Origin of the sequence: Crystallibacter degradans, from assembly GCF_012952295.1 — a bacterium.
Taxonomy (GTDB): domain Bacteria; phylum Actinomycetota; class Actinomycetes; order Actinomycetales; family Micrococcaceae; genus Crystallibacter; species Crystallibacter degradans.
Genome location: NZ_JABBCH010000003.1, coordinates 184,580 through 206,312 on the forward strand (window position 1 = coordinate 184,580; position 21,733 = coordinate 206,312).

The window sequence follows — 21,733 nt, forward strand, 5'->3', positions numbered from 1 at the left end:
CCCGGAACCTCACGTGGTGAAGTTCCGGGGATCTTATGTCCGGTGGCAGATGAGGGATTCGAACCCCCGTAGGCATTGCCAGCTGATTTACAGTCAGCCCCCTTTGGCCGCTCGGGTAATCTGCCGAACGTCTTCCTTGAAGACCGCCTCCGTAAGTGGAAGCAAGATAACCTTACAGAAGATCGGGCCGAGAATCGAATCGAGCTTCTGGTCCCCTGTTTCACTGCCTAAAACCCGCGATCAATGCGGGAGGACAGCTGGGAGATGAAGCCATCGGCCTGCGCCTGGGTCACCATCCCCCAGGCAACAGCCTGGTCCATCTCGGCACGCAGTCCCGCCAGTCGCTCCTCACGTTCGGACTGCCGCGGGTCGCCAGTGAAGCGGGCCTGTGCGAGGTGTTTCTCCAGCAAGTCGGACTCGCGCCGGACCAACGTGCCGGCTCCGGTCACGGCTAGATGGGTGTGCACAGCATTCAAGGTCGATGAGCTTGCCGCCGCCGGCCCGGAACCAATGACCGTCAGGGTAGCCACCGTTGCGGCCGTGAGAAACGAACCGGCGGCTACCCTCATCGAACGGACAAGATACCGCTGGCGGCTGGACATCAACTGTCTCCTCAAATGCTTCGCTTGGTGAATCAATTATTCGAGTCTTTCGCCGGAAGATGCATAAGGACTGAGCGCAACCTGAGTAAGGGCTGTGAAAGGTACAGTCCGGGCCTAAGGACAGACAGTAGGCTAGTGGCAGACTACGTTTCCCACACCGAAGGAGGAATCATGGCCAGTGAGTCATCATTCGACATCGTCAGCAAGGTAGACACCCAGGAAGTTGCCAACGCCCTCAACCAGGCGCAGAAGGAGATCGCGCAGCGGTACGACTTCAAGGGCGTCGGCGCGGAGGTGGACTTCAGCGGCGAGAAGATCCTGATGAAGGCGAACTCCGAAGAACGGGTCAAGGCCGTCCTGGATGTCCTGCAGTCCAAACTGGTCAAGCGCGGCATCTCGCTGAAGTCCCTCGACGCCGGAGAGCCGTACGCATCCGGCAAAGAATACCGGATCGAGGCCTCGATCAAGGAGGGCATCGCCCAGGATCAGGCTAAGAAGATCTCCAAGCTCATCCGTGATGAGGGCCCCAAGGGCGTGAAGGCCCAGATCCAGGGCGATGAACTGCGCGTGAGTTCCAAGTCGCGGGACGACCTGCAGTCGGTCATGGGGATGCTGAAGTCAGCTGACCTGGACGTCGATCTCCAGTTCATCAACTACCGCTAAAATCTCCAGGCGCGGCAGCGCTGTCCCGCTGCCGCGCCAAATCCGCCCAGCCGGCCTGAACACTTACTGGTCTTCCCGGGCGGGAACCGGATCGCCCGTCGGGCCGTCGGCCAACGTGTCCGCCAACTCGGCTCCGCCCACGGCCTGGCCCATCCAGGTCAGTGCCCTCCAGCCGGTGGCCAGGCTGCCTTCAAGGACAACCACGCCGGTGTTGCTAAGAATCTGACGCGCCACAAACGGAACGCTCAGATTTCCGGCCCGCGCTCCCGCCCAACTGCGGATCATGGCCCCGTGGCTGAAAATGGCAGCTGTTGCCAGGCCCGCGGACTCGGCCTCGGCGACCACCTCGTCGAAACGGCCGAACGTCTCATGGCCATCCGGCCCGCCCGGCATGCGCCGATCCAGATCTCCGCCGGACCAGGCGAAAACGGTGGTCATGTAGGTCCGCACCGATTCGATGTCGCCGAGCATCTCGAGCTGCCCGGCCGAGATTTCCTTCACGCCGTCGCGAATTTCCATGTCCAGTTGCATCCCGGCGGCAAGCGGCGAGGCGGTCAGCTGGGTACGGATCGCGGTGGAGGCGAACAGCGCGTCGATCGGCTCGCCGTCGAGCGCCTTTGGCAGCGCCCGGGCCTGCTTGCGGCCCAGCTTGGTCAGCTCGGGTCCGGGAACCGCTGTGTCCAGCAGGCCTTTGATATTCGACGGCGTTTGGCCATGGCGGATCAGCAGCAGGCGCATCTGGTCCGCTCCTTAGCCAAGGGTCCGTCCCGCCATGCGTTCGAGCCGGGCCACCCGGTCATCCATCGGCGGATGGGTGCTGAACATCTTCTTGACCCCGCCGCCGCGGAACGGGTTGGCGATCATGAGGTGGCTGGTGTTGACCAGTTTCTGGTCCTGGGGCAAGGGGGCTTGCTGCGTGCCGTACTGCAGTTTGCGCAGTGCCGACGCCAGCGCCAGCGGATCGTCGGTCAACTGCGCACCGTCTTCATCGGCGTCGTATTCGCGGGTCCGGCTGATGGACATCTGGATCAGCATGGCGGCGACCGGTGCCAGCAGCGACATGGCGAGTAGGGCAATGGGGTTGGCATTGCGGTCCCGGCCTCCGAAGAACAGCATGAACTGGGCAACCGACGTAATGACGCCGGCGACGGCGGCTGCTACCGAGGACGTGAGAATGTCGCGGTTGTAGACGTGCATCAACTCATGGCCGAGCACCCCGCGCAGCTCGCGCTCAGTGAGCAGGCGGAGGATGCCCTCCGTGCAGCACACCGCGGAGTTCTGCGGATTGCGGCCGGTGGCGAACGCGTTCGGCGCCTGTGTGGGTGAGACGTACAGCCGCGGCATCGGCTGGTTGGCGCGGGTGGAAAGCTCACGGACAATCCGGTACATCTGCGGCTGCTGCTGCTCGGTGACCGGGTAGGCCTGCATGGCGCGGATGGCCAGCTTGTCGCTGTTCCAGTAGCTGTAGGCCGTGGTGCCGACACCGATCAGGGCCATGATCCAGATCCAGCTGCTGCTGCCCGTGCCGCTGGCCAGCAGGGCGCCGATGCCCAGCAGGATCGCAAACAGCACGCCGAGCAAGCCGGCTGTCTTCAAACCGTTGAAATGATTGTGCACCGCGTCAGGTCTCCTTCTACGCCGGCCGTCGGTGACCAGCGTGGCACGCCCGGCCATCTTCTGACCAGGCACTCCATATAACGTACAGCGGCGGCGCCGTGTTCCTTACGGCTCGGGGTTCCTATCGTCATAGCGGGCAAAGCGCGGCTGCCATTTATGCAGCAGCCAGACCGCCAGCACGCACGCCAGTCCCCCGGCGACTGCAGCGAACCCCTCGCCCAGCCACTCGCCGTTACCGCCGGCCACCGCGTCGCCGAGCCGGGGCCCGCCGGCAACGACGACGATGAAGATGCCCTGGAGCCGGCCCCGCATGGCGTCCGGCGTCGCCGACTGCAGGATGGTATTGCGGAACACGCCGCTGACGGTATCTGCCGCCCCTGCCACCATCAGGCAGGCCACCGCCGGAACCAGCCAGGTGCTGATGCTTCCATCCGCCGCCGCTTCGGCTTTCCCGGCAAGAACGACGACGACGCCAAAGGCTGTGACCGCGGCTCCCCAAACTGCCACGCACCACAGCACGGCCAGCCCTTGCCGGCGGATCTGGCCCAGCGGCCCGGAGAAGAGAGCCGCGAGAAACGCGCCCGCGGCCACCGCTGCCAGCAGGATTCCCGCCGTCGCTTCCCCGCCGCCGATCACCACTGCTCCGATGGCCGGCATCAGGGCGCGGGGCTGCGCCAGGACCATGGCGGCCATGTCCACCAGGAACGTCATGCGGATGTTGGGCCGGGTGCGCAGGAACTGCAGCCCCTCGAGGACGGACCGGAGGCCGGCCTTGCGGACTTCGCCCTCTGGCGGAATCGGCGGCAGCCGGAATACGGCCCAGATGGCGGCGGTGAAGGTCACGACGTCGATCGTGTAGGTCCAGCCGAACCCGACGTTGGCCACGAGCACGCCGGCGAGCAGCGGGCCGATGGTCATGCCCAGTCCGAAGGTCATCATGGTCAGGGCGTTGGCAGCAGGCAGGATTTCCCGCCGGACCAGCCGGGGCACAATGGCGCTGCGGGCCGGCTGGTTGAGGCCGGCGGCGCCGGAATGGATGGCAATCAGGAGGTAGAGCAGCCAGATCTGGCCCAGTCCGGACCAGGCATGCAGCGCGAACAGCCCGGCGCAGGCCCAGAGCACCAGACCGGAGTAAAGGGCGACCTTCCGGCGGTCGTGCGCGTCCACCACCGAACCGCCGTACAGTCCCGCCAGCACCAGCGGGACCAGCCCGACGATGCCGATGGCGCCGACCGCGAGGGTGGACTGGGTCAGCTGGTAGACCTCGAGACTGACCGCCACGAGCGTGAGCTGGGCACCGATCGAGGACAGCGAGGTCCCGATCCACATCCGCCGAAAATCCAGGCTCTCCTTGAGCGGAGTGGTGTCGGCGAACAGTTTGGGCATGGACGAAATTCTAGTTGCCGGAAGCACCTTTCCCTGACAGCACGCTGCGGATCGCCTCGAGGACCTTGGGGTCGCCGATGATGCGGAAGTGGCCCATCAGGTCCAGCTCGATGTTCTCTGCGCCGGGCAGTTCGCTGCCGCCGGGGATGTGGGGATCAAAGGAGCTGTAGATCGAGGTGATCCGGTGGTTCACAGAGAGTTCGGCGGCGAGGGAGCGCAGTGCACCGTTGCGGGGCGAGAAAGCCCTGATGCTGGGGACCAGGAAGAACCGGGCATAGACCGAACCGGAAAACGGAGTGTTGATTGCAACCATGCGGGCTATGCATCCCGCGGCTCCCGGCATGGTCATGGCGTACTTGCCGATGAGCCCGCCCTTGCTGTGGGCCACGATAGTCACGTTCTGCAGGTCTGCGGCCGTCAAGTAGGCGCTGACGAGCTCAGCCATCCTGGCCACGGTGCCCCGGTTGTATCCGAGCGGCTCCACCACGTGGACCGGATGGCCCGCCCGGCTCAAGTCGTCAGCGATGGGCTTGAGGAACTGCCATTTTTCGTAGATTCCCGGGATGAGCAGCACCGGCTGGTCTTCCCGGCCCGTTGCCTGCAGATAAGGCGCAGGATCATCACGGAACAGGAAGCCGTGCACCTGCCAATAGGCGACGTAGGCATAGTCCTGCAGCCACGCCCAGCCGCGGCGCAGCGTCATTCCAATGCCCCGGGGCCGGCCGCCGCTCATGCCCGTGCCGCCAGTTCCAGGCAGTAGGAAGCGACGGTTCTGGGCCGGCGAAACATCGCCACGTGGGCCTCGCCCGGGACCTCCGCAATCCGTGCGCCAGGGCAGGCCCTTCCGAGTTCGGCAACCCACTCGCGCGGCGCGATGGGGTCGCGTTCACCGCGCAGCACCAGCGTGGGCGCGTCGATTTTTGCCACAGTTTCCTCCAGCCGGTGCCCGACCATTTCGGGGACGGTGGTGAAGTACCAACGCTTGCTGGACCGCGCATAATCGCTCAGCACCACGTAGTTGACCTGTGGTGGTTCCCTCAGCGTGTCCTGGAACAGCCGCCACCCTTGCTGAAGGGCGCTTCGCTCCTTCCGGTTCGTCGTCGGCCCCAGCAGCACCAGGGCGCGCGTCAGCTCGGGATGGGCAACGGTCATCTCCGCGGTGATCTGGCACCCCATTGAATGCCCCACCAGCACCGCCGGGCCAATGCCGGCAGAATCCAGCGCACCCCGCACCAGCCGGGCGAAACCCTGCATCGACAACGCCTCCCGTGGAGCCCGGGTACCGCCGAATCCGGGCAGCTCAACAGAGTGCACGGCACCGAAGGCAGCCAGTTCGCGGGCCAGCGGGGCAAAATACCGTGGCGAGACACCGATGCCGGGTACCAGGACGAAGGTTTCCGGCCCGCTCCCCCGGGTCAGAATTTTGAGTTCGCGCCCTTCTACCTGCACCGTGGATTCCTGGGTTGGAGACATAAAGTGCGCACCTCCTAAAGTGAATGTCATCGTAGGCTACGGGGTGGCACCGGCGGACGACGATTGACGATTAGTGCGCCGCCAAATAACCCAACCACTCTCGTGACCCCCGACACGCCCAGAGCGACATCTTTTCTGGACTGATTCCAGAAAACGTGAAAGTATCGGTGCCATGGTCGATATGAGGGAGCCGGAGGACTTGCTGCGCGAAGCCATGCTTCGTGTGACCCGTCCACGGACTGCAGTGCTGGAGGCCGTTCGTGCCCACCCGCACGCCGATGCCGACACCATCACCGGTGTGGTGAGGACCGAACTAGGCACGGTTTCGAAGCAAGCCGTCTATGACGTGCTCGCAGCGCTGACCGATGCCAGGCTGGTGCGCCGGATCGAGCCGTCAGGTTCGCCGGCCCGCTTCGAGGCCCGGGTTGGCGACAACCACCACCACTTGGTGTGCCGGTCATGCGGAGGGATCGAAGACGTGGACTGCGCCGTTGGCGCAGCACCGTGCCTCTCGGCCTCCGATGACCACGGCTTCACGATTGACGAAGCCGAGGTCACGTACTGGGGCATCTGTCCGGCCTGCACTGCCAAAAAGACCTTCACAATGGAAGATCCGACAAGGAGCAATAGAACACATGGCTGAAAACACCAAGCCGCTGACAACCGTTGCGGGCGCGCCCGTCGCGGACAACCAGGACAGCCTGACCGCCGGCCCGCGCGGCCCCATGCTGCTGCAGGACGTCTGGTTCCTGGAGAAGATGGCGCACTTCGACCGCGAGGTCATCCCCGAGCGCCGCATGCATGCCAAGGGCTCCGGTGCTTATGGCACGTTCACGGTGACCAATGACATCACCAAGTACACCAGCGCCAAGATCTTCTCCGAGGTCGGCAAGAAGACCGAACTGTTCGCCCGTTTCTCCACCGTTGCCGGTGAGCGCGGCGCAGCCGACGCCGAGCGCGACATCCGTGGTTTCTCCGTCAAGTTCTACACCGAAGAGGGCAACTGGGACCTGGTGGGCAACAACACCCCGGTGTTCTTCTTCCGCGATCCGCTGAAGTTCCCCGACCTCAACCACGCTGTGAAGCGCGACCCGCGCACGAACCTGCGCAACGCCGAGAACAACTGGGACTTCTGGACCAACCTGCCTGAGGCCCTGCACCAGGTCACCATCGTTATGTCCGACCGCGGCATCCCGGCATCCTACCGCCACATGCACGGCTTCGGCTCGCACACCTTCAGCTTCATCAACGACGCCGGTGAGCGGTTCTGGGTTAAGTTCCACCACCGTACGCAGCAGGGCATCAAGAACCTCACCGATGAGGAAGCTGCCAAGCTCGTAGGTGACGATCGCGAATCGCACCAGCGCGACCTGCTCGATTCGATCGACCGCGGCGACTTCCCGAAGTGGAAGCTCATGGTCCAGATCATGCCCGAGGCCGACGCCGAGACGTACAAGTACCACCCGTTCGACCTCACCAAGGTCTGGTCCAAGAAGGACTATCCCCTGATCGAGGTTGGCGAGTGGGAGCTGAACCGCAACCCGGAGAACTACTTCGCCGATGTTGAGCAGGCTGCTTTCTCGCCGGCCAATGTTGTTCCGGGCATCAGCTTCTCCCCGGACCGTATGCTGCAGGGCCGCCTGTTCTCCTACGGCGACGCACAGCGCTACCGTCTGGGTGTCAACCACCACCAGATCCCGGTGAACTACCCGCGTGGCGCCAAGGTAGTCAACTCCTACCACCGCGACGGCACGATGCGCGTTGACGGCAACCAGGGTGCCACCCCGGGCATCGAGCCGAACTCCTACGGCCGCTGGCAGCAGCAGCCGGCGTACCGCGATCCGGCGCAGGCCGTAGGCGCTATCGCCGACCGGTTCAACTACCGCGAGGACGACGACAACTACTTCGAGCAGCCCGGCATCCTCTTCCGCGAGAAGATGTCCGCAGAGCAGAAGCAGGTGCTCTTCGAGAACACCGCCCGCGGCATCGACGGGGCTTCCGAAGCCACCATCGAGCGGCACATCGCCAACTGCACCAAGGCCGATCCGGCCTACGGTGAAGGAGTTCGCAAGGCCATTGAGGCACTGCGGGCCGGCAAGCTTTCCGAGACGGATGTAAACTCCGACTCGGTCTAAGAGCCAAAGAAAATGCCCGGGACCAGTCATGCGGCTGGTCCCGGGCATTTCTTATTTCTCGAGCAGGTGCTCCCGGCCGAACATCTTGGCTGCGTCGCGCGCGGTCGGCGTGCCGGCATCGAGATCGGCTCCGGCCGCCAGCAGTCGGCCGACTATCGCATCTTCGCCCTTGAACAGAGCGCCGGCAATCGGCGTCTGATCGCGGGCATTTCGGATGTCGGGATCGGCGCCGCGCTCCAGCAGCATCCCCACAGTCTCTTCATGCCCGTGGTAGGCAGCGAGCATCAGCAGGGTGTTGTTGTCCGAATCGAGCACGTCCACGTGCAGTCCGTGGTCGAGAAACTCCGATAGTTCACTGGTCCTGCCTTCGCGGGCCAGATCCATGGCGATCCCGACAACCCGTCCGGCCTGTTCATCATTGAGTGGAATATTGTTGGTCACAGGTCCAGCGTAGGGGAAGACTCCGCGTTCGAAAGGTAACGATCGAGCAATCGGCGGAAGGCCGCCGTCGTTTGCTGCGCCTGTCCTGTCAGCACGTGCTCATACAGCAGGCCGTGGACACCTGCCGCAAAAAGGCGCCCTTCGGCCTCTGCCGCCCCCGGCCCCACTCCGTTCGCCTGCAGCCAAGCGGTGGCCACGTCCCGCCAGGCCCCATAGAGGTCGGCCGAGTGACTGCCGAACACCCCTTCCGGATCCTGCATGGCGGCTTCGAAACCGAGCCGCTGGAGCTGCCGGCCACGGACCGTCATGGACCGGCTCCACAACCGGAGCATCTGCTCGCGGAATCCCTCGGGTGTCAGCTGGAGCATTTGGCCGCGCGGCGGCGCTGCCAGCCCGGACTGGACCTGGGCCACGATTTCAGCGACCAACTGTTCCCTCGTGCCGAAGTGGTAGACCAGCATGTAGCTGCTGATTCCCAGTCCCTCTGCCAAGGACCGGAAGGACAGTCCAGCAAGGTTCTTGTCCTGCAAATAATCCAGAATGCCCGCCAGTAGCTGCGGCTTGCGCTGGAGATTCTGCGGTCTGGCCATGCCCCGTGCGCGCTCCTCGTCCTCCCACGGCATCCTGGCTGGATGCTCTGCTGGACCCCAGCATAGTGCGGCGCCATATGAAGTTTGATTTTCATAACTTTTTCTAGGTGTGCCGTCCTAAGGTAGAGAGCAATGGCTCGCATACTGGTATAGGGACGGCACGGGGGTCGGACCAGCCGGAAACGGTTAAGCCATCAACTGAGGATGGGTATCGTGGCTACAACACAGACTTGGCTGCAATGGAGCACCGCTAAGCTGACCGGTCGAGGTAGATCGGCTGAACAATCGCGTTCGGGGCAGGGCGCTCAGGACCCAGGTCCGGAGCCGCTCATCAACAGCCTGCGGACCGTCTATCCGGAGGCGCGGATCAGCACTCCGAGCCGGAACAAGATCCGGCTTGAGCTGCCCAGCGGCGACGTCCTGCGCTTCTACGTCAATCCGTAGCTGACGCAACTGGCTAAGGTCCCGGCGCACTCCTTGCGTCCGGCCGACGTTTCCGGTGTCAGCCGCGGGAGACGCGCACCATTTCGTCGCGCGGCACAACCTTGACGCGTTCGCGCTGGACGGCGGGAGCACCGCCGTCGTCATTCGCCGCTGCGAAATCGGCACCGAGCTTGCGCTCATACTCATCCAGCTTCAGCCAGCCCTGCCAGGTGGTGTATTCGACGCCGCGCTCCTCGAGCAGGCTGATAATGGCGTCCTCGCCGGGGTTCTTTGCCGCAGGCAGATCCAGCCGGTCCTCCAGCAGGAAACCGATGGTTTCCAGCGCGTCGCCCTTGGTATGGCCGATGAGGCCGACCGGTCCGCGCTTGATCCATCCCGTGGCATAGATGCCCGGAACCGGGTTGCCTTCGGTGTCGATCACGCGGCCGCCCTCATTCGGGATGACACCGCGGCGTTCGTCGAAACCGACCTCGGGCAGCTCCGAGCCAAAGTAGCCGATGGCGCGGTAGACGGCCTGGACCGGGTACTCAACGATCTCGCCGGTGCCCCGGACGTTGCCGGTACCATCCAGCTCGTTGCGCTCGAATTTCATCGCGGCAACCTTGCCGGCGCCGTCGCCGGTTCCTTCGACGATTTCCACCGGGGTGTGCAGGAAATGCAGGTGCAGCCGGCGCGAGGCACCGGTGTCCTGCTCCTCCACGAGCCAGTTGGTGAGCGTGTTGACCATGGTTTTGGTCTGGTTGTTGGAGCGGATCTGCTCGTCGGAGCCTTCGTCGAAGTCGAAGTCCTCCGGGTAGAGGACGATGTCGACGTCGCGGGAATGTGAGAGTTCGCGCAGCTCCAACGGGGTGAACTTCACCTGTGCCGGACCACGGCGCCCGAAGACGTGGACATCGGTTACGGGCGAGTTCTTCAAGCCCCGGTAAACGTTGTCCGGGATCTCGGTAGCCAGCAGGTCGTCGGCATGCTTGGAGAGCACGCGGGCAACATCGAGGGCCACGTTGCCGTTGCCGATAACCGCGATCTCCTTGGCCTCCAGCGGCCACTCGCGGGGAACGTCCGGGTGGCCGTCGTACCAGGAAACGAAGTTCGCGGCGCCGAAGGAGCCTTCCAGCCCGACGCCGGGGATATCCAGGTCGGCGTCCTTGATAGCGCCGGTGGCGAAGATGATCGCGTCGTAGAAGTCGCGAAAGTCCTTCAGCGTGAGGTCGCGCCCGTAGTTGACGTTGCCCAGGAACCTGATGTCACCGCGGTCCAGCACCTTGTGCAGCGCGTTCACGATGCCCTTGATCCGGGGGTGGTCCGGGGCAACGCCGTATCGGATCAGCCCGTAGGGCGCAGGGTACTGGTCGAAGAGATCGATGCTGACTTCGAAGTCACGCTCGGCCTTGGTCAGGATGTCGGCAGCATAGACACCTGCAGGGCCGGCTCCGATGATGGCGACCCGCAACGGGCGCTGCTCCCGGTCCGTAACTGAGTTAGACACTGATCGTCCTTCTTTCGGGGGAATCCTCTTGCGCAATAAGCGCACAGTTTCCTATTCTAAATGCCGCAGTCGCCCACGTCCTAAAACGGTGGCGCTGGCCACAAGCCGCCGCCATATGCGCGGCCGTATCCAGGCTTGAGCAGTCCAGCCCGTGGCCTCGGCCGTCGGACCCGAGACGATCAGGCGTGAAATGCGGGGCTCCGTCGTCGAATTCGATGGCTGCGGTCAGCTCGTCAATCGGAGCGTCGGAATCGTAAGTGAGGTGGCGCGCATGGTCGGACGTTGGAACCGGGCGGACAACGGCCTGCCATCCGGGGCTACCAGGGATATGACCAGCTCCTGCAGTGGCAGAGCCGTATACCGGGAGATGGTTCAGTCGCCTGGTTCATATGCCCCGTACATTTGACCTTCCCGAAAGAGCGGAAGGCCGTAGTAACCGATGATTTCTTTCAGCGGCTGATTTCCGTACTGCATGTACACACGGTCATCATCTGGCGAAACCGCTATCTCATGCGGCAGGGGCTGCGGTACCAAGAGCAGGTCGGACAACCTTCCGGCTTCCGAAGCCCTGTGACGCCTCAACGCGGACATCGCCTGCCACAGGATGAAACGGGTTGCGTCCGCAGCAAGCAGGAACGACCGCTCTCCGGATTGTCCGGTCACCGTGATGGGCGGCACGCCGGGGGTGTGGGGCACATGCCACTGAATCGGCACTTCTCCGGCTTCACAACTGCTCCGGTCCCCCATACGTTGGACCTGCACGCCGAGCAATTCCAGATAGGGCACGACGGCGGCAACAGCTTCCGCGGGACCCATACTTTCCTCGGGTTCCGGCAGTCCGGCGGCCAGCCGGAGGAACCGGGACAGATAGGACACCATCGGCCGCAGCGAATCCTCGCTGCCGTCGTCGTTGTCGCCCAATTCCCAGTAGCTGCAGTCAGCATGAAGCAGCCGGATTTGCCGCTCCAGCCGCGCAGACAGGGACGGCGCCTGGTACGTCGGTTCATGGTCAATCCGCTCGCCGGAGCTGACCAGCTGCCCCGGGTTACCCGCCGGTCCGGGGTTGGTATCAATGGCCAGGACTTCACCGTCAGAAGCGGCCGCGAACGGAATCCAGCCCGCATCGAACGTTGACGGACGAAGCCTGTCATCGAGGTTGCGGTTGCGGTTGCGCGTCGCAGTACTCTGGTGCCACTTCATCAGTTCCTCGCCTCGGCCGGCCAGTTCCAATTGGGGCAGATACCAGAAATCGCCGAACAGGGGCGTCGCTTCAGGTGAACGTTCCTGGCCGTCTCCCAACGCCCGCAGGGCAACCAGCTCCTCCGGCCCGGGGCTGATCAGTGTCCTGTCCAGCGGTGGAAACAGCCGTATGGCGTCGAGTCCCGATTTCGCGCGGCACAGCAGCGCGTAATGCTGCGCAAGCCGTTCGCCCGATGCGGCCAGGGCTTCGCCGGGGTCGGGCGCCGGGATGTAGTCCCGTGCCGCATGTACCGCTGCCGCCGCGCCGGCCGGGGATGGTGTAGGCGGTGGGGAGAGGAGCGGAAAGAGCGGCCTCCCATCCGGAACTTGAAGGGATTCCACCAACTCATCCAGGGGGGCACCTGCATAATGTGTGAACGCCCTGGCCGCGTTCCGGAAACTGAATGCCGCCGAATAGGGCACTCCCCCGCGACTGCCCTCGATCACCGTAGGGTAGGTCCCCTCCGGTGATACTGTCCGGCCGCTGAATCTTTCGTTCGCGTGGTCCTCCAGCGGCAGGGAAGGCAGCCCCTGCTGTTTCCTATAACGCTGCGACGCAATATACAGGACGCAGCGGTTCACAGTTCCCGGGTCTGGCGAGATCAAATACTGGGGCCGGCGCTCGGCATTGGACTGGAAAAGACGGTCGTAGACCACATAGTTGCTGCCGGAGCATTTAATTACCATTCGGTAGTCTTCTTCATCAAAGACCGACCAATTGCCCTGTCGCACAATTGCGGGCCCGCTTCCATACCAGCGCGCCGCTGTCGCCAGTACCGTTTGGTCCAGGGCAGCAAGATCCGCGTGCGGTGGTTCCACGCTTTTTTGCATTACCGCAGACGCTTAGAGGTCGCCGTGCCGGATGACCACAGACGGGCCAGCCGGGTTGATCACCAGTTCACGGTCGGGGTTCCGGCGGATAGTATCCAGGACCCAGGCTGCGTCGACTTCGGTGAAGCGGGCGGAAGAATCGAACGCTGCCACTTCGACGCCGGAGGAAAACACTGGGAGGACCGGCTGCCCCTCGGGGCCGGCCAGCACCAGCGGACCGCGGCCCTGGCCGGACTGGTCCTTGTTGTCTGCAAGCAGGACGCGCGCACCCTGGGCAGACAGCTCCGCCACGGCGGGCGCCGCAGACTGCGTTCCAGCCGCGGCCTTCAGACCTGGATTGACCATGCTGGCCACAGCGAAATGGATCTCCGGCCGGCCAAGAGCGCAGGACGGTCCCGCAGGGTCGAGATAGAGGTAATGGACTTCCGGCCTGCTGTCGACGAACTTCAACAGTTCTTCCCCCCGCTGCACCCAGGAGGCAGGCGCGCCCGGCCGCCCGGTATTGGCCCTGAATGCGGCCAGCGTCTCCTGCGAAGTGAAGGCAAGCACCGCTGGGACCCCATTGGCCTCGACAATCGAGATGCCCGGCCTGCCGTTCCCGGCATCGGTAATGTCAAGGAGCAGCTCCGATCCGATGACCTGCCGCAGGACGTTGACGGCCGCCTGCTGACCAGGATTGCGGCTGAACTCCTCGATCGCTTCCCGAACGAGACGGTTATCGACGCCGGCACCCCGAGCTGGGTGTTCTCCGGCCCCATTGCTCCGGGCTGCATCCTCGGGTTCCCCGAGTCCGAAATCCGGCGCAGGCTGATCGTAGTTGAAGTACGTATCCAGGTTGTAGCGCGGGTCCGGCCAGCCGTGGGCCGTGACGTTGATGGCGGCGTTCTTCCACGACCTGCCGTCAGTGCCTCCGGTCAACCGGTGCAGTTCGGCCGCATCATCGAACGCGGTGGTACCCGGCTGCAATTGGCCGGTGTTGGACCCGGATGCCCCTTGCCGTTCCTGAGTGATCCGCGTCAGGATGGCACCAGCGGACGGCTTGAGCTCGAGTACCATGCGGTCCCAGCCCGGTTCCGTGTTAACGGCCGAGAGCATCCAAGCGGCCAAGCTCTCGACCAGCTCCTGCTGACGGACCATGATGGGTGTTTGTTCAGTCATGTGTCTGTCGTCCTCGGGAAATGTGTGTCGGAACGGATCGACGCCTCACAGGCTCGGCTCCTCGTACGGGATGCGTTCTTCACCGAACACGACCTGATCATCGGCAGGGTCGAGGTACGGAACAGCTACCCCCTGGGCGTTCAGTGAATCGACCATCCAGGATGGAATGTTCTCCCGATACCGGGGAAAAATCACGAGCTCGTCCTGGATCGATTCCGTCGAAAGAGGCATGCCGATCCCTTCCGAGATACGGTCCATGCGGTCCTGCGGGAACCGTTCAAACGATGCTTCCGCATTCCGGCGCAGGCTCAGCCGGGCTTCGAACCAAGATCCTGTCCCCTTGCTGTAGCTCGCCACCTTGTCGTCATCAAGCAGCTGAGGGTCAAACTCAACTTGGTCTGTAAAGTCCGTGTTCTTCCAGCGGCCATCCTCCCCAAGGGCTGATTCGGTCAGGCTCAAAGCGGTACCGAACATGTTGATCTCAAGGCGGATTTCTGCGGCGTGGGGATACTTCGCGCTGGCAAGGGTATTGAGCCTGTCCAATTCGGCGCTGCCGATCAGCTGTGCCAATGAAATATCAGCCTCTCTTATTCCGGAAGTAAAACTTCTGCTGCTGCCCGTCAATAGTGACCTTCAGCTCGACTCTGCCGGGTACTGCAGAGGGATCGCCGGAGCGGTAGACCGGCTTTACGTCCCACGTTACCGCAGGCTTTGCGGTCCCTTGCCGGACATCTTTAAGCCTGTCCCGGATCCATAGTTCGGTCTCATACCAGGTGCGCGCGTTTCCGGTGAGCTTTCTCCGCTCAACGGCGGTGAGGTCGGCCAGGCCCAGATTGCGGTTCTGGATGTTCAGCTGGGGAATGAGATTGATCTTCTCGCCCGGTCCCCCGAACATTGCGGCCAGCAAGTGGCCGCCATCGTAGTCCGTACCGCCCAGATTTCCGACTTTCTGTTGGTTTGATTCGTGCCGCCAGTTCTCGGCCAGGTCCTTGCTGAAGTACTCAATGTCATGAGCATGCAGCGCCACGGGGCGGGCCTCGGCATCAGTGTCGATGACCACGTTGTCGTCAATGTGGTAACGCACCAGCGGGCGGGGATTATTCAATTCCGGGTTCCAGCCGCCCTTCTCGCCACTCGTAGCCTCTACGTGCTGGATATTGCCGGATGAATTCGTGTAGAACTTTCCTCGCCCGGCAACCTCATAGACTGTGTTCGGCTCGAGTTCGATGTCTGCTTTAGCTACCGCGTCGAGGACGGAGGCCCGGCTGGAAACCTTCAGCCCATGTTCCTGCAGGAGGTCAACAGGGTTGTCTGCATTCGAAGCCCATGGCCTGTCAAAGGTACGAGGACCGGTTTCCTGCAGCCCGCCCCTGCGGATGGCTTCGTCTACACCGACAGGGACGTCGTTGCCGTCGAGGAACCGCAGCTGGGTGCCTCCACCGGGACGGCCGAATGCCGGTGCGATTTCCGAAACTTCAACACGGACGCCGTCGGGCAGGTCATTGAAGTCGAAATGGTGCAGCTCCTTGCCCAATGTGTTGACCGGCAGGCTCCGCATATGCCACGGAGTACCGTCCACGGCGAGGTAGGCGCCGCCGTTGGGACCGATGCGGTCCAGCGACACTTCGCCGATGTCTCCGTGCAGGTCATCGAGCGAATCATAGGTTCGGATAGTGCCTTCCACAGCGCCCGCGTTGTCGGGATAGCTGTCCCATTCGAGCGCGCCACTTGAGTCATTGATCTCCCCGTAACGGTTCGCGTACTCCTGTTCGCTCAGCGGCGTGCCGTTCTCGTCCACCCCGAACTTCGGCTGCTTTTCATCCACGATGCCGGTTAGGTCGTCACTGATGCTTTCCGGATACCGCGCTCCGTTCTCCAAGCTTCGGCCTTGGAGATCAGCGTCGTCACGGGACAGCCCGTAGCTTTCATGCCGGGCCGGGTCGCTGACGACGTCCGGCTGCGCGGTTCCGCGCTGGGGAGCTTCAGGGTGGCGAAAACGATCATTGATACGTTGACCGTCGACGTCGAACGCGTTCCGGCTGGAAGCCGCTGTCCCCTGCGTCGCAGGAGCACGGGTGGGGCCTGCGGGGCCTTCCGCGTCGAAGCGGTTGATCAGGTTGTCGATGCGCGTGCTAACCGGGCCCGGACCGTTGCCGGCGGGAACCCCGGCGTAAGCCGGACGCGGACCGGAAAGTGAAGTGCCGACGTCGTTGATGAAGTTGTCCACACGGACGGCGGCAGGTGCCACCCGGCCGAGGGTGACACGGGCGGTATCCGTGGCGAAGTTGACCGTGTTGATCTTCAGCGCGCTGCCCAGGTCGATGACCCGGCCGGTGTAGCCGGCGATCTTTGTCAGTCCGGTGGCGTTCACGACGCTGGCCACGCGGCTGCCGGTGCTGCCGACTCGGGTCACGGCCGAGGCCACCGAACCTGTCTTGGCCACGGCGCCGCCGCCGGCCGTGAGCAGGATGGAGGCCAGATCGAAAGCAGACGCGCCGGCCGCATAGGCAGGGTCGCGCTTCCAATCATCCCAGTGCACGGCGGCCTTGCCCACGGCCACCAGACGGTCCGCCGATTGGTCCACAATGTGTTTGTTTCCGGTGGCGCGCAGGGCCACCTGGGCAACGGGGCTGGCAACGATCGCCACATCCAGCGCCAGCGTGCCAATGCCCTTCCACGTGGCGGAGAAGGTCTCCATGTCCGTGAAGTTCACCATGTTCCACAGGCCGGTCACCGTGCCGGTGATACCGCTCCAGACCCCCTTGCCGAAGGACACCACGCCGTCGAGGGCATCGCGGTACCAGGGCTTGTCCCACTCGGTCGGCTCGCCCCAGGGAATGTTCCCCTCGGCCGCCGCGGCATCAAGCTGGTCCGCGGTGTAGCCATAGGCAACCTGGTTGGCTCCCGGCCCATCCTGCGTTGTCACCACATACGAGGGCCCATCGAAGAGGCCGGAGATCGCCGTCGCACACGTGCGTTCCGCTTCCATATGTTCTGCCAGCAACGCGTCGGCGGACTTGAGGATATTGTTGTCGTCGTTGACCAGGTCCTGGTCCTCACGCCAGTCACCGCCGCCGTCGTCGATCCGGGACTGCACCGCGAGCCAGTCCGCATACAGAGCGTTGTAGCGCCGCTTGGCTTCCCTGGCCCACTCGGCGAAGGTATCGATGGCAGCCGCGACCGCGTTCGCGTCCTCCAGGACAACTTCCGCCTCGGAGGCCACCTTGTTGAAGGCAGTGTGGACCTGCCAGTCCCCCGGGCCCTTGTAGGCGGTGGACATGCCGGCCCACAGCGTGTGCGATTCCTCGGCCGCCGACTGAATGCCTTCTGCCTTGGTCCGCAGCTTGCCGGCGTGCTGTTCCAGCACATCGCCGTCCGGCAACGGCGGAAACTCAGAGGGATTCCAGCCCATGGTTCAATACCTCATGTGTGCGAGTGAGTGAATGCGTGAATGTGTGGCGGCGGTGCAAAAGTCGTTCAGACCGCTTGGGGAACCGGTCCGTTCCGGTGCGGCGCAGGTGCGGGCTCGGGGATGTATTCGTCATTGGCAGTGTCCTGGGCCGCCCGGACGTTCTGTTCCATCGTCTGGTCACCGGTGATGATGGCGTTGACCGCGGTAGAGGTGGAATTGAGGGCCTGGATGCTGCGGCCCTGGACCTGGGTCATGGCTGCCTGCAGCTTCTCCTCGGACAATCCGACCAGCGCCTCGCCGATGATCTGCGACTTCGAGGCTTCCATGATGGAACTCACTTCCGCGCCGAACTCCACAAACAGGTCCGCATACTTCTCCGTCTGCGTCTGCACCTTACCGATGATGGATCGGATTGTCGCCGATTCAATGTCCCAGTCCGCTGCCATCTTTCCTCCATGCCTGGCGTGCCTGATCCGTACCAAAAGCAGCGCCGGGGTTTCGGCGCTGCCCTATCCGGCTGGTTAGCCGATGTTCTGGACGGCGGCACGGGCGCGGGCACCCGTGTTTGCCGCAGTCTGGTCATTCTGCTCAAGGGTGCTCCGGACCAGGCGGATGATTTCCTTGACCTCGCCGGCCGCGTTCTTCCAGCGGGATTCCACGCCCTGGTACTCCTCGGAGACGCCGTCGGCCTGGTAATCCGACATGGCGGCGGCAACGGCCTTGTCGCGCTCGGCGATCAGGCTTTCGAGCCGGCCGACGATGGACTGGATTTCGCCCTGTACCTGGGCGGAGATGTCGGTGTCGTAAGTAAGACGGTCCTGGGACATAGCTGTTCCTTTCGGAGATCCGGCGGTGGCGCCGGGGAAATGAGATCTTTCAGGGATGGCCGCTGCTGGAGGCCGGAGTGACTAGCGCGAAGAACTGAAGTTGGCGGCGTCGAAATTCGCGGCGCCCTGCTGCTGCGAGGCGTTGTCGGCCGACTCCTGGTCGCCGGTGTGGAACGCCAGGTCCATTTCGCTCTGGCCGGTGAGGATCGCGGCGAGCGCACCATTGAGGTTGTTGGCGATTTCGTCGGCGCGGGCCTTGAACTCGTCGAACTTCACGCGGGCCTGGCCGTTGAACTTGCCTTCGAGCGGCGCTACCGCGTCAACCAGGTTCCGGACCAGCTGGCCCATGTCCTCGTTGGAGCCTCCGGTCTGCGAGGTCAGCTGCGACAGGGTCTGTGAGCCCATATCAAATTTCATCATTACCACCTTTATGGCGCTTGGCTGCGCTCTCGTCTGAACTGGTTGATCGTTTCGCAAGAATTACCAGCAGAAGCTTTGGAGACTGTAAGGGGTCTGCGGTAACCGGTTAGCTCAATAGAATCCCAAACGCCACATCCGCCGCAACCGTTCAGCATGGGTAGAACTCCCCACTCGGCCGGTCATCCGGCCTTTTGGCGGTTTCGGGATGACATGATGGATACGCGTTGCCCGGCCGCAGAGCCGACGAGCACCGCCAGCCACACGAAACCGACGCCAGAAGAGGAGTGCCTGCATGGCCAACGACTACGACAGTCAGCTCATCGAGTCTGTGGTGGTCCGGCGCAACCGGCTGACCTCTGCGCTGCTGTACGGCGGGAATCCGAACCAGCGCCGCTGGATGGACAGCTTGAGGCTGTTCCTGTTCAGCATTGCACTGGCCGCACTGATTGCCGCAATCTGCGTGGGCTACTCCTTTGTCAGCAACCTGCTGGGCGAACAGCGGCAGAAGCAGCAGGAACGCTCTGCCTCGGCCTGGGTGCAGGTGCATGAAGATCCGCAGCACGGGGCGCTGCCCCTCGAAAATCTACGTCCGGGAGCCTGACCGATGCCCCTCGCTTTTACCCGCGTCACGCTGATCGGCGAAAGCCGGCACCTGGATCTGCTGCTGCCGGCAGACCAGCCGGTGGGCACCCTGATGCCGCAGATTCTCGACCTGATGGCGGATTCACCGCGTGACGAGGTCGCGGCCAAGGTGCTGGTCCAGGCCTCCGGCGAACCTTTGTCCGACCAACTGACCTTGTCCGACGCCGGTGTCAGCGACGGCGGCAAGCTCACCTTGTTCAACGCCTCCGATGCTCCGCCGCCCGCCGTCGTCTATGACGTCACGGATACGGTTGTCGAGGAAACCGAGTCGGTGGGCGGGCGCTGGGACGAGCGCTTCCGCCACCTGACGGCGGGTGCCTTCGCAGCCCTGGGCAGCTGGGGCGCCGCGGAAATACTGCTGGGCTCGTTCGCAGGCGGCAGCAGCTGGTGGATCCTGCTGGCGGTCGCCGTTGCCCTGCTGGCCGCGTCGACTATGTTCGGGATGCCGCAGCGCAGGAACGTGGGACTGACCCTGGCCGGTACCGGCTGGCTCTTTGGGCTCGGCTCCGTCCTGCTCCTGGACCTCGGGATCGAGCTGAAACTGCTGGTCCTCGCGCTGCTCTCTACCGCGGCCTTTGCCGCCGTCGGGGCAGTGCTGGGCCGGTCCAAGGCCATGTTCGGTGCGGCGGGAACGGTGGCCGCACTGACCGTTATCTGGGCCGCGTGCGGGTTTTTCTCCGGTGATCCGGTCCGGGCAGCAGCCATCTCCGGGGCCATCAGCATTGTGCTGTTGGGCCTGACGCCGAAGATCGCCCTGTCCGTCTCCGGCCTGGCCACCCTGGATGACCAGCGTTCCCAGGGCGGCGCCATCCGGCGTGCCGATGCCCTGGACGCCATCCGCGCCGCGCACCGGACCCTGGCGCTGGGCACCGTGCTGACGGCGCTGTCCATCGCCGCGGCGCTGTGGATCCTGGGCACGGACTCGGCCCAGCAGGCGTGGACGCTGCCGCTGCTGGCCGCACTGGTCCTCGCCTCAAGCCTGCGGGCTCGTTCCTTTCCGCTGGCAGCCGAGCGGGTCTCGCTCTACATCGCCGCCTCAGTGGGAGTCGCCGCGCTGGCGCTATCCGCCCTGCGGCTGCTGGACGGCTCCGAATGGCTGGTGGGCCTGCTCCTGCTGGTGACGGCGTTGGCCATCGGCTCTGTCCTCACGCTGAGCCTGCCGGCGCACACCGCCGCGCGCCTGCGCCTGGCCGGGAACAAGATCGAGACCATCGCCATCCTGGCCACCGTGCCGCTGATCCTCGGGCTGTTCGGACTCTTCGCCCAGCTGCTGGCGAGCTTCGGCTCATGAGTCCGGCACGCACCGCCACCGCAGACCGGCCCGCAACCCCAGCCCGACCCCGCTCCTTGGGAAGGAAGCCCCAGTGACGTACGATCCGTGGACTCCCCAGCCGGCGCCGCAGACCCGGCGCGAAGCACAGGCAGCCCAGGCCACCTCAGAAGGCGGCTTCGGCGGTTTCGGCGGCTTCGAAACCTCCACCGACACCTTCCGCCGCCGCCTGCGCACCCGCCAGGGACTGCCCGCCGGCGCCCGTGTTCTGCGCCAGCTCACCAGCCTCTTCCGCTCCGACGACTATCCGCAGCGGCTCAGCGCGGCCGCCGCCGGAGCTCAGGAACCGGTCACCACTGGCCGCCGCATCGCCGTCATCAGTTCGCGCGGCGGTGCCGGCAAGACAACGACGACGGCGCTGCTCGCCTCCGTGTTTGCCGCTATGCGCCAGGACTCAGTGGCCGCCGTGGACAACGATCCTGGACTCGGCTCACTGACGCTGCGTCTTGGCCTCGAACAGGCGCCGTCCGTCGACGAGCTGGCCTCCGCCGTCGTTAGTGGAACCCCCGCGAGCCACGCCGAGCTGGCCGGCCGGATGAGGGCAGCCGAGGCCAATCTCTACGCCACCGGCGTCCGGCTGTGGCAGCCGCGCGCGGAGTACCCGGCGCTGGGCAACGCCCTGACCGCGGTCAGCCGCTACTTCCCAATCACGCTGATCGACTGTCCCACCGGCATCAGCCACCCGGACAGCGTATGGGCCATCAAGTCCTCGCACGCCGTGGTGCAGGTGGTTCCGGCCACCGTTTCCGGGGTCAATGACGCGCTCAGCTACGCACGCGCCTGGCGGCAGGATCCGGCCACACACGCGCTGCCCTTGCTGACCGTGGTGACCAGCACCGATTCCGATGCGCCGCTGGATCCGGTCAAGGAGGCGGTCCGGCTCAGCCGCGAAGGCCTGGACGTGCTCGCCCTGCCCTACGACCGGCATCTGGCCGCCGGTGTCGAAATCGACCTTGGCCTGCTGGCACCGCAGACCCGGCTGGATGCCACCACGCTGGCGTCCACGGCGCTTCACGCAGCCAATGGGAACCGGTGAT

23 protein-coding genes and 1 tRNA gene are annotated in these 21,733 nt (G+C 64.3%); 7 read left to right on the forward strand and 17 right to left on the reverse strand.

Annotated elements, in window-relative coordinates:
* Nucleotides 1–43 precede the first annotated feature (43 nt).
* A tRNA-Tyr gene (locus tag HGO92_RS07520) sits at nucleotides 44–125 on the reverse strand.
* 102 nt (nucleotides 126–227) lie between these two features.
* Nucleotides 228–602, reverse strand: coding sequence for a hypothetical protein (locus tag HGO92_RS07525; RefSeq protein WP_169993376.1), 375 nt, complete (start codon nucleotides 600–602; stop codon nucleotides 228–230).
* A 171-nt stretch (nucleotides 603–773) separates the two neighbouring features.
* Here HGO92_RS07525 and HGO92_RS07530 point away from each other — a divergent pair, with 171 nt between their 5' ends.
* Nucleotides 774–1,265, forward strand: coding sequence for a YajQ family cyclic di-GMP-binding protein (locus tag HGO92_RS07530; RefSeq protein ID WP_169993377.1), 492 nt, complete (start codon nucleotides 774–776; stop codon nucleotides 1,263–1,265).
* A 63-nt stretch (nucleotides 1,266–1,328) separates the two neighbouring features.
* Here HGO92_RS07530 and HGO92_RS07535 read toward each other — a convergent pair whose 3' ends face one another.
* From HGO92_RS07535 to HGO92_RS07555, 5 genes are all read right to left on the reverse strand, one after another.
* A complete protein-coding gene (locus HGO92_RS07535; RefSeq protein ID WP_169993378.1) occupies nucleotides 1,329–2,003 on the reverse strand; it encodes a histidine phosphatase family protein in 675 nt (224 codons plus the stop codon).
* A gap of 12 nt (nucleotides 2,004–2,015) precedes the next feature.
* Nucleotides 2,016–2,882 carry a zinc metalloprotease HtpX gene (gene htpX, locus HGO92_RS07540; protein WP_169993702.1) on the reverse strand — a complete coding sequence of 289 codons (867 nt, stop codon included), beginning with the start codon at nucleotides 2,880–2,882 and terminating at the stop codon, nucleotides 2,016–2,018.
* A gap of 105 nt (nucleotides 2,883–2,987) precedes the next feature.
* Nucleotides 2,988–4,268, reverse strand: a complete 1,281-nt coding sequence (locus tag HGO92_RS07545) for an MFS transporter (RefSeq protein WP_169993379.1) — start codon at nucleotides 4,266–4,268, stop codon at nucleotides 2,988–2,990.
* A 10-nt stretch (nucleotides 4,269–4,278) separates the two neighbouring features.
* Nucleotides 4,279–5,001, reverse strand: a complete 723-nt coding sequence (locus HGO92_RS07550; RefSeq protein WP_169993380.1) for an esterase/lipase family protein — start codon at nucleotides 4,999–5,001, stop codon at nucleotides 4,279–4,281.
* On the reverse strand, nucleotides 4,998–5,741 hold the full coding sequence (locus tag HGO92_RS07555; RefSeq protein ID WP_169993381.1) for an alpha/beta fold hydrolase: 744 nt from the start codon (nucleotides 5,739–5,741) through the stop codon (nucleotides 4,998–5,000). Before HGO92_RS07555 ends, HGO92_RS07550 begins: the two co-directional genes overlap by 4 nt.
* A gap of 172 nt (nucleotides 5,742–5,913) precedes the next feature.
* Here HGO92_RS07555 and HGO92_RS07560 point away from each other — a divergent pair, with 172 nt between their 5' ends.
* Complete coding sequence (locus HGO92_RS07560; protein ID WP_169993382.1) at nucleotides 5,914–6,384, forward strand: Fur family transcriptional regulator; 471 nt, start codon at nucleotides 5,914–5,916, stop codon at nucleotides 6,382–6,384.
* Entirely contained in the window at nucleotides 6,377–7,876 is a 1,500-nt protein-coding gene (locus HGO92_RS07565; protein WP_169993383.1) for a catalase, read from the forward strand. Before HGO92_RS07560 ends, HGO92_RS07565 begins: the two co-directional genes overlap by 8 nt.
* Before the next feature lie 51 nt (nucleotides 7,877–7,927).
* Here HGO92_RS07565 and HGO92_RS07570 read toward each other — a convergent pair whose 3' ends face one another.
* Both HGO92_RS07570 and HGO92_RS07575 read right to left on the reverse strand, forming a co-directional pair.
* Nucleotides 7,928–8,260, reverse strand: a complete 333-nt coding sequence (locus HGO92_RS07570) for an ankyrin repeat domain-containing protein (RefSeq protein WP_169993704.1) — start codon at nucleotides 8,258–8,260, stop codon at nucleotides 7,928–7,930.
* Between the two features lie 53 nt (nucleotides 8,261–8,313).
* Nucleotides 8,314–8,907 (reverse strand): TetR/AcrR family transcriptional regulator, encoded by a 594-nt coding sequence (locus HGO92_RS07575; RefSeq protein WP_169993384.1) that lies wholly within the window; start codon nucleotides 8,905–8,907, stop codon nucleotides 8,314–8,316.
* A 213-nt stretch (nucleotides 8,908–9,120) separates the two neighbouring features.
* Between HGO92_RS07575 and HGO92_RS07580 the strand changes: the two genes are divergently transcribed.
* Entirely contained in the window at nucleotides 9,121–9,351 is a 231-nt protein-coding gene (locus HGO92_RS07580; protein WP_169993385.1) for a hypothetical protein, read from the forward strand.
* 58 nt (nucleotides 9,352–9,409) lie between these two features.
* On the opposite strand, the gene HGO92_RS07585 is transcribed toward HGO92_RS07580, so the two are convergent.
* The 8 genes from HGO92_RS07585 to HGO92_RS07620 all read right to left on the reverse strand — a co-directional run bounded on the left by HGO92_RS07585 (nucleotide 9,410) and on the right by HGO92_RS07620 (nucleotide 18,724).
* Entirely contained in the window at nucleotides 9,410–10,837 is a 1,428-nt protein-coding gene (locus HGO92_RS07585) for an FAD-dependent oxidoreductase (RefSeq protein WP_169993386.1), read from the reverse strand.
* 372 nt (nucleotides 10,838–11,209) lie between these two features.
* Nucleotides 11,210–12,907, reverse strand: coding sequence for an Imm61 family immunity protein (locus HGO92_RS07590; protein WP_502305984.1), 1,698 nt, complete (start codon nucleotides 12,905–12,907; stop codon nucleotides 11,210–11,212).
* 12 nt (nucleotides 12,908–12,919) lie between these two features.
* Entirely contained in the window at nucleotides 12,920–14,065 is a 1,146-nt protein-coding gene (locus tag HGO92_RS07595; RefSeq protein WP_169993388.1) for an SseB family protein, read from the reverse strand.
* 45 nt (nucleotides 14,066–14,110) lie between these two features.
* Nucleotides 14,111–14,635 (reverse strand): hypothetical protein, encoded by a 525-nt coding sequence (locus tag HGO92_RS07600; RefSeq protein ID WP_169993389.1) that lies wholly within the window; start codon nucleotides 14,633–14,635, stop codon nucleotides 14,111–14,113.
* A 7-nt stretch (nucleotides 14,636–14,642) separates the two neighbouring features.
* Nucleotides 14,643–17,477 (reverse strand): glycohydrolase toxin TNT-related protein, encoded by a 2,835-nt coding sequence (locus tag HGO92_RS07605; RefSeq protein ID WP_169993390.1) that lies wholly within the window; start codon nucleotides 17,475–17,477, stop codon nucleotides 14,643–14,645.
* A gap of 65 nt (nucleotides 17,478–17,542) precedes the next feature.
* Nucleotides 17,543–17,923: a DUF6507 family protein gene (locus HGO92_RS07610; protein ID WP_169993391.1), complete on the reverse strand. Its 381-nt coding sequence runs from the start codon at nucleotides 17,921–17,923 to the stop codon at nucleotides 17,543–17,545.
* Between the two features lie 75 nt (nucleotides 17,924–17,998).
* Nucleotides 17,999–18,304 (reverse strand): pore-forming ESAT-6 family protein, encoded by a 306-nt coding sequence (locus HGO92_RS07615; RefSeq protein WP_169993392.1) that lies wholly within the window; start codon nucleotides 18,302–18,304, stop codon nucleotides 17,999–18,001.
* Between the two features lie 81 nt (nucleotides 18,305–18,385).
* On the reverse strand, nucleotides 18,386–18,724 hold the full coding sequence (locus HGO92_RS07620; RefSeq protein WP_335644923.1) for a hypothetical protein: 339 nt from the start codon (nucleotides 18,722–18,724) through the stop codon (nucleotides 18,386–18,388).
* A gap of 292 nt (nucleotides 18,725–19,016) precedes the next feature.
* On the opposite strand from HGO92_RS07620, the gene HGO92_RS23455 reads away from it, so the two are divergent.
* The 3 genes from HGO92_RS23455 (at nucleotide 19,017) to HGO92_RS07635 (ending at nucleotide 21,732) form a co-directional block, all read left to right on the forward strand.
* Entirely contained in the window at nucleotides 19,017–19,325 is a 309-nt protein-coding gene (locus HGO92_RS23455; protein ID WP_205834276.1) for a hypothetical protein, read from the forward strand.
* A 3-nt stretch (nucleotides 19,326–19,328) separates the two neighbouring features.
* Nucleotides 19,329–20,657 (forward strand): type VII secretion integral membrane protein EccD, encoded by a 1,329-nt coding sequence (eccD, locus tag HGO92_RS07630; protein ID WP_169993393.1) that lies wholly within the window; start codon nucleotides 19,329–19,331, stop codon nucleotides 20,655–20,657.
* Nucleotides 20,658–20,730: 73 nt separating this feature from the next.
* Nucleotides 20,731–21,732: a nucleotide-binding protein gene (locus HGO92_RS07635; protein WP_169993394.1), complete on the forward strand. Its 1,002-nt coding sequence runs from the start codon at nucleotides 20,731–20,733 to the stop codon at nucleotides 21,730–21,732.
* The last annotated feature ends 1 nt before the right edge of the window (nucleotide 21,733 follow it).

Bases quoted from the DNA above. Each gene is read 5' to 3' on its own strand.
- HGO92_RS07610 (WP_169993391.1), bottom strand. From the start codon at position 17,923: ATGGCAGCGGACTGGGACATTGAATCGGCGACAATCCGATCCATCATC.
- HGO92_RS07535 (WP_169993378.1), bottom strand. From the start codon at position 2,003: ATGCGCCTGCTGCTGATCCGCCATGGCCAAACGCCGTCGAATATCAAA.
- HGO92_RS07615 (WP_169993392.1), bottom strand. From the start codon at position 18,304: ATGTCCCAGGACCGTCTTACTTACGACACCGACATCTCCGCCCAGGTA.
- HGO92_RS07545 (WP_169993379.1), bottom strand. From the start codon at position 4,268: ATGCCCAAACTGTTCGCCGACACCACTCCGCTCAAGGAGAGCCTGGAT.
- HGO92_RS07550 (WP_169993380.1), bottom strand. From the start codon at position 5,001: ATGAGCGGCGGCCGGCCCCGGGGCATTGGAATGACGCTGCGCCGCGGC.
- HGO92_RS07560 (WP_169993382.1), top strand. From the start codon at position 5,914: ATGGTCGATATGAGGGAGCCGGAGGACTTGCTGCGCGAAGCCATGCTT.
- HGO92_RS07525 (WP_169993376.1), bottom strand. From the start codon at position 602: ATGTCCAGCCGCCAGCGGTATCTTGTCCGTTCGATGAGGGTAGCCGCC.
- HGO92_RS07620 (WP_335644923.1), bottom strand. From the start codon at position 18,724: ATGATGAAATTTGATATGGGCTCACAGACCCTGTCGCAGCTGACCTCG.
- HGO92_RS23455 (WP_205834276.1), top strand. From the start codon at position 19,017: ATGGCCAACGACTACGACAGTCAGCTCATCGAGTCTGTGGTGGTCCGG.
- HGO92_RS07590 (WP_502305984.1), bottom strand. From the start codon at position 12,907: ATGCAAAAAAGCGTGGAACCACCGCACGCGGATCTTGCTGCCCTGGAC.
- HGO92_RS07530 (WP_169993377.1), top strand. From the start codon at position 774: ATGGCCAGTGAGTCATCATTCGACATCGTCAGCAAGGTAGACACCCAG.
- eccD (WP_169993393.1), top strand. From the start codon at position 19,329: ATGCCCCTCGCTTTTACCCGCGTCACGCTGATCGGCGAAAGCCGGCAC.
- HGO92_RS07575 (WP_169993384.1), bottom strand. From the start codon at position 8,907: ATGGCCAGACCGCAGAATCTCCAGCGCAAGCCGCAGCTACTGGCGGGC.
- HGO92_RS07570 (WP_169993704.1), bottom strand. From the start codon at position 8,260: ATGGATCTGGCCCGCGAAGGCAGGACCAGTGAACTATCGGAGTTTCTC.
- HGO92_RS07565 (WP_169993383.1), top strand. From the start codon at position 6,377: ATGGCTGAAAACACCAAGCCGCTGACAACCGTTGCGGGCGCGCCCGTC.
- HGO92_RS07555 (WP_169993381.1), bottom strand. From the start codon at position 5,741: ATGTCTCCAACCCAGGAATCCACGGTGCAGGTAGAAGGGCGCGAACTC.
- HGO92_RS07595 (WP_169993388.1), bottom strand. From the start codon at position 14,065: ATGACTGAACAAACACCCATCATGGTCCGTCAGCAGGAGCTGGTCGAG.
- HGO92_RS07605 (WP_169993390.1), bottom strand. From the start codon at position 17,477: ATGGGCTGGAATCCCTCTGAGTTTCCGCCGTTGCCGGACGGCGATGTG.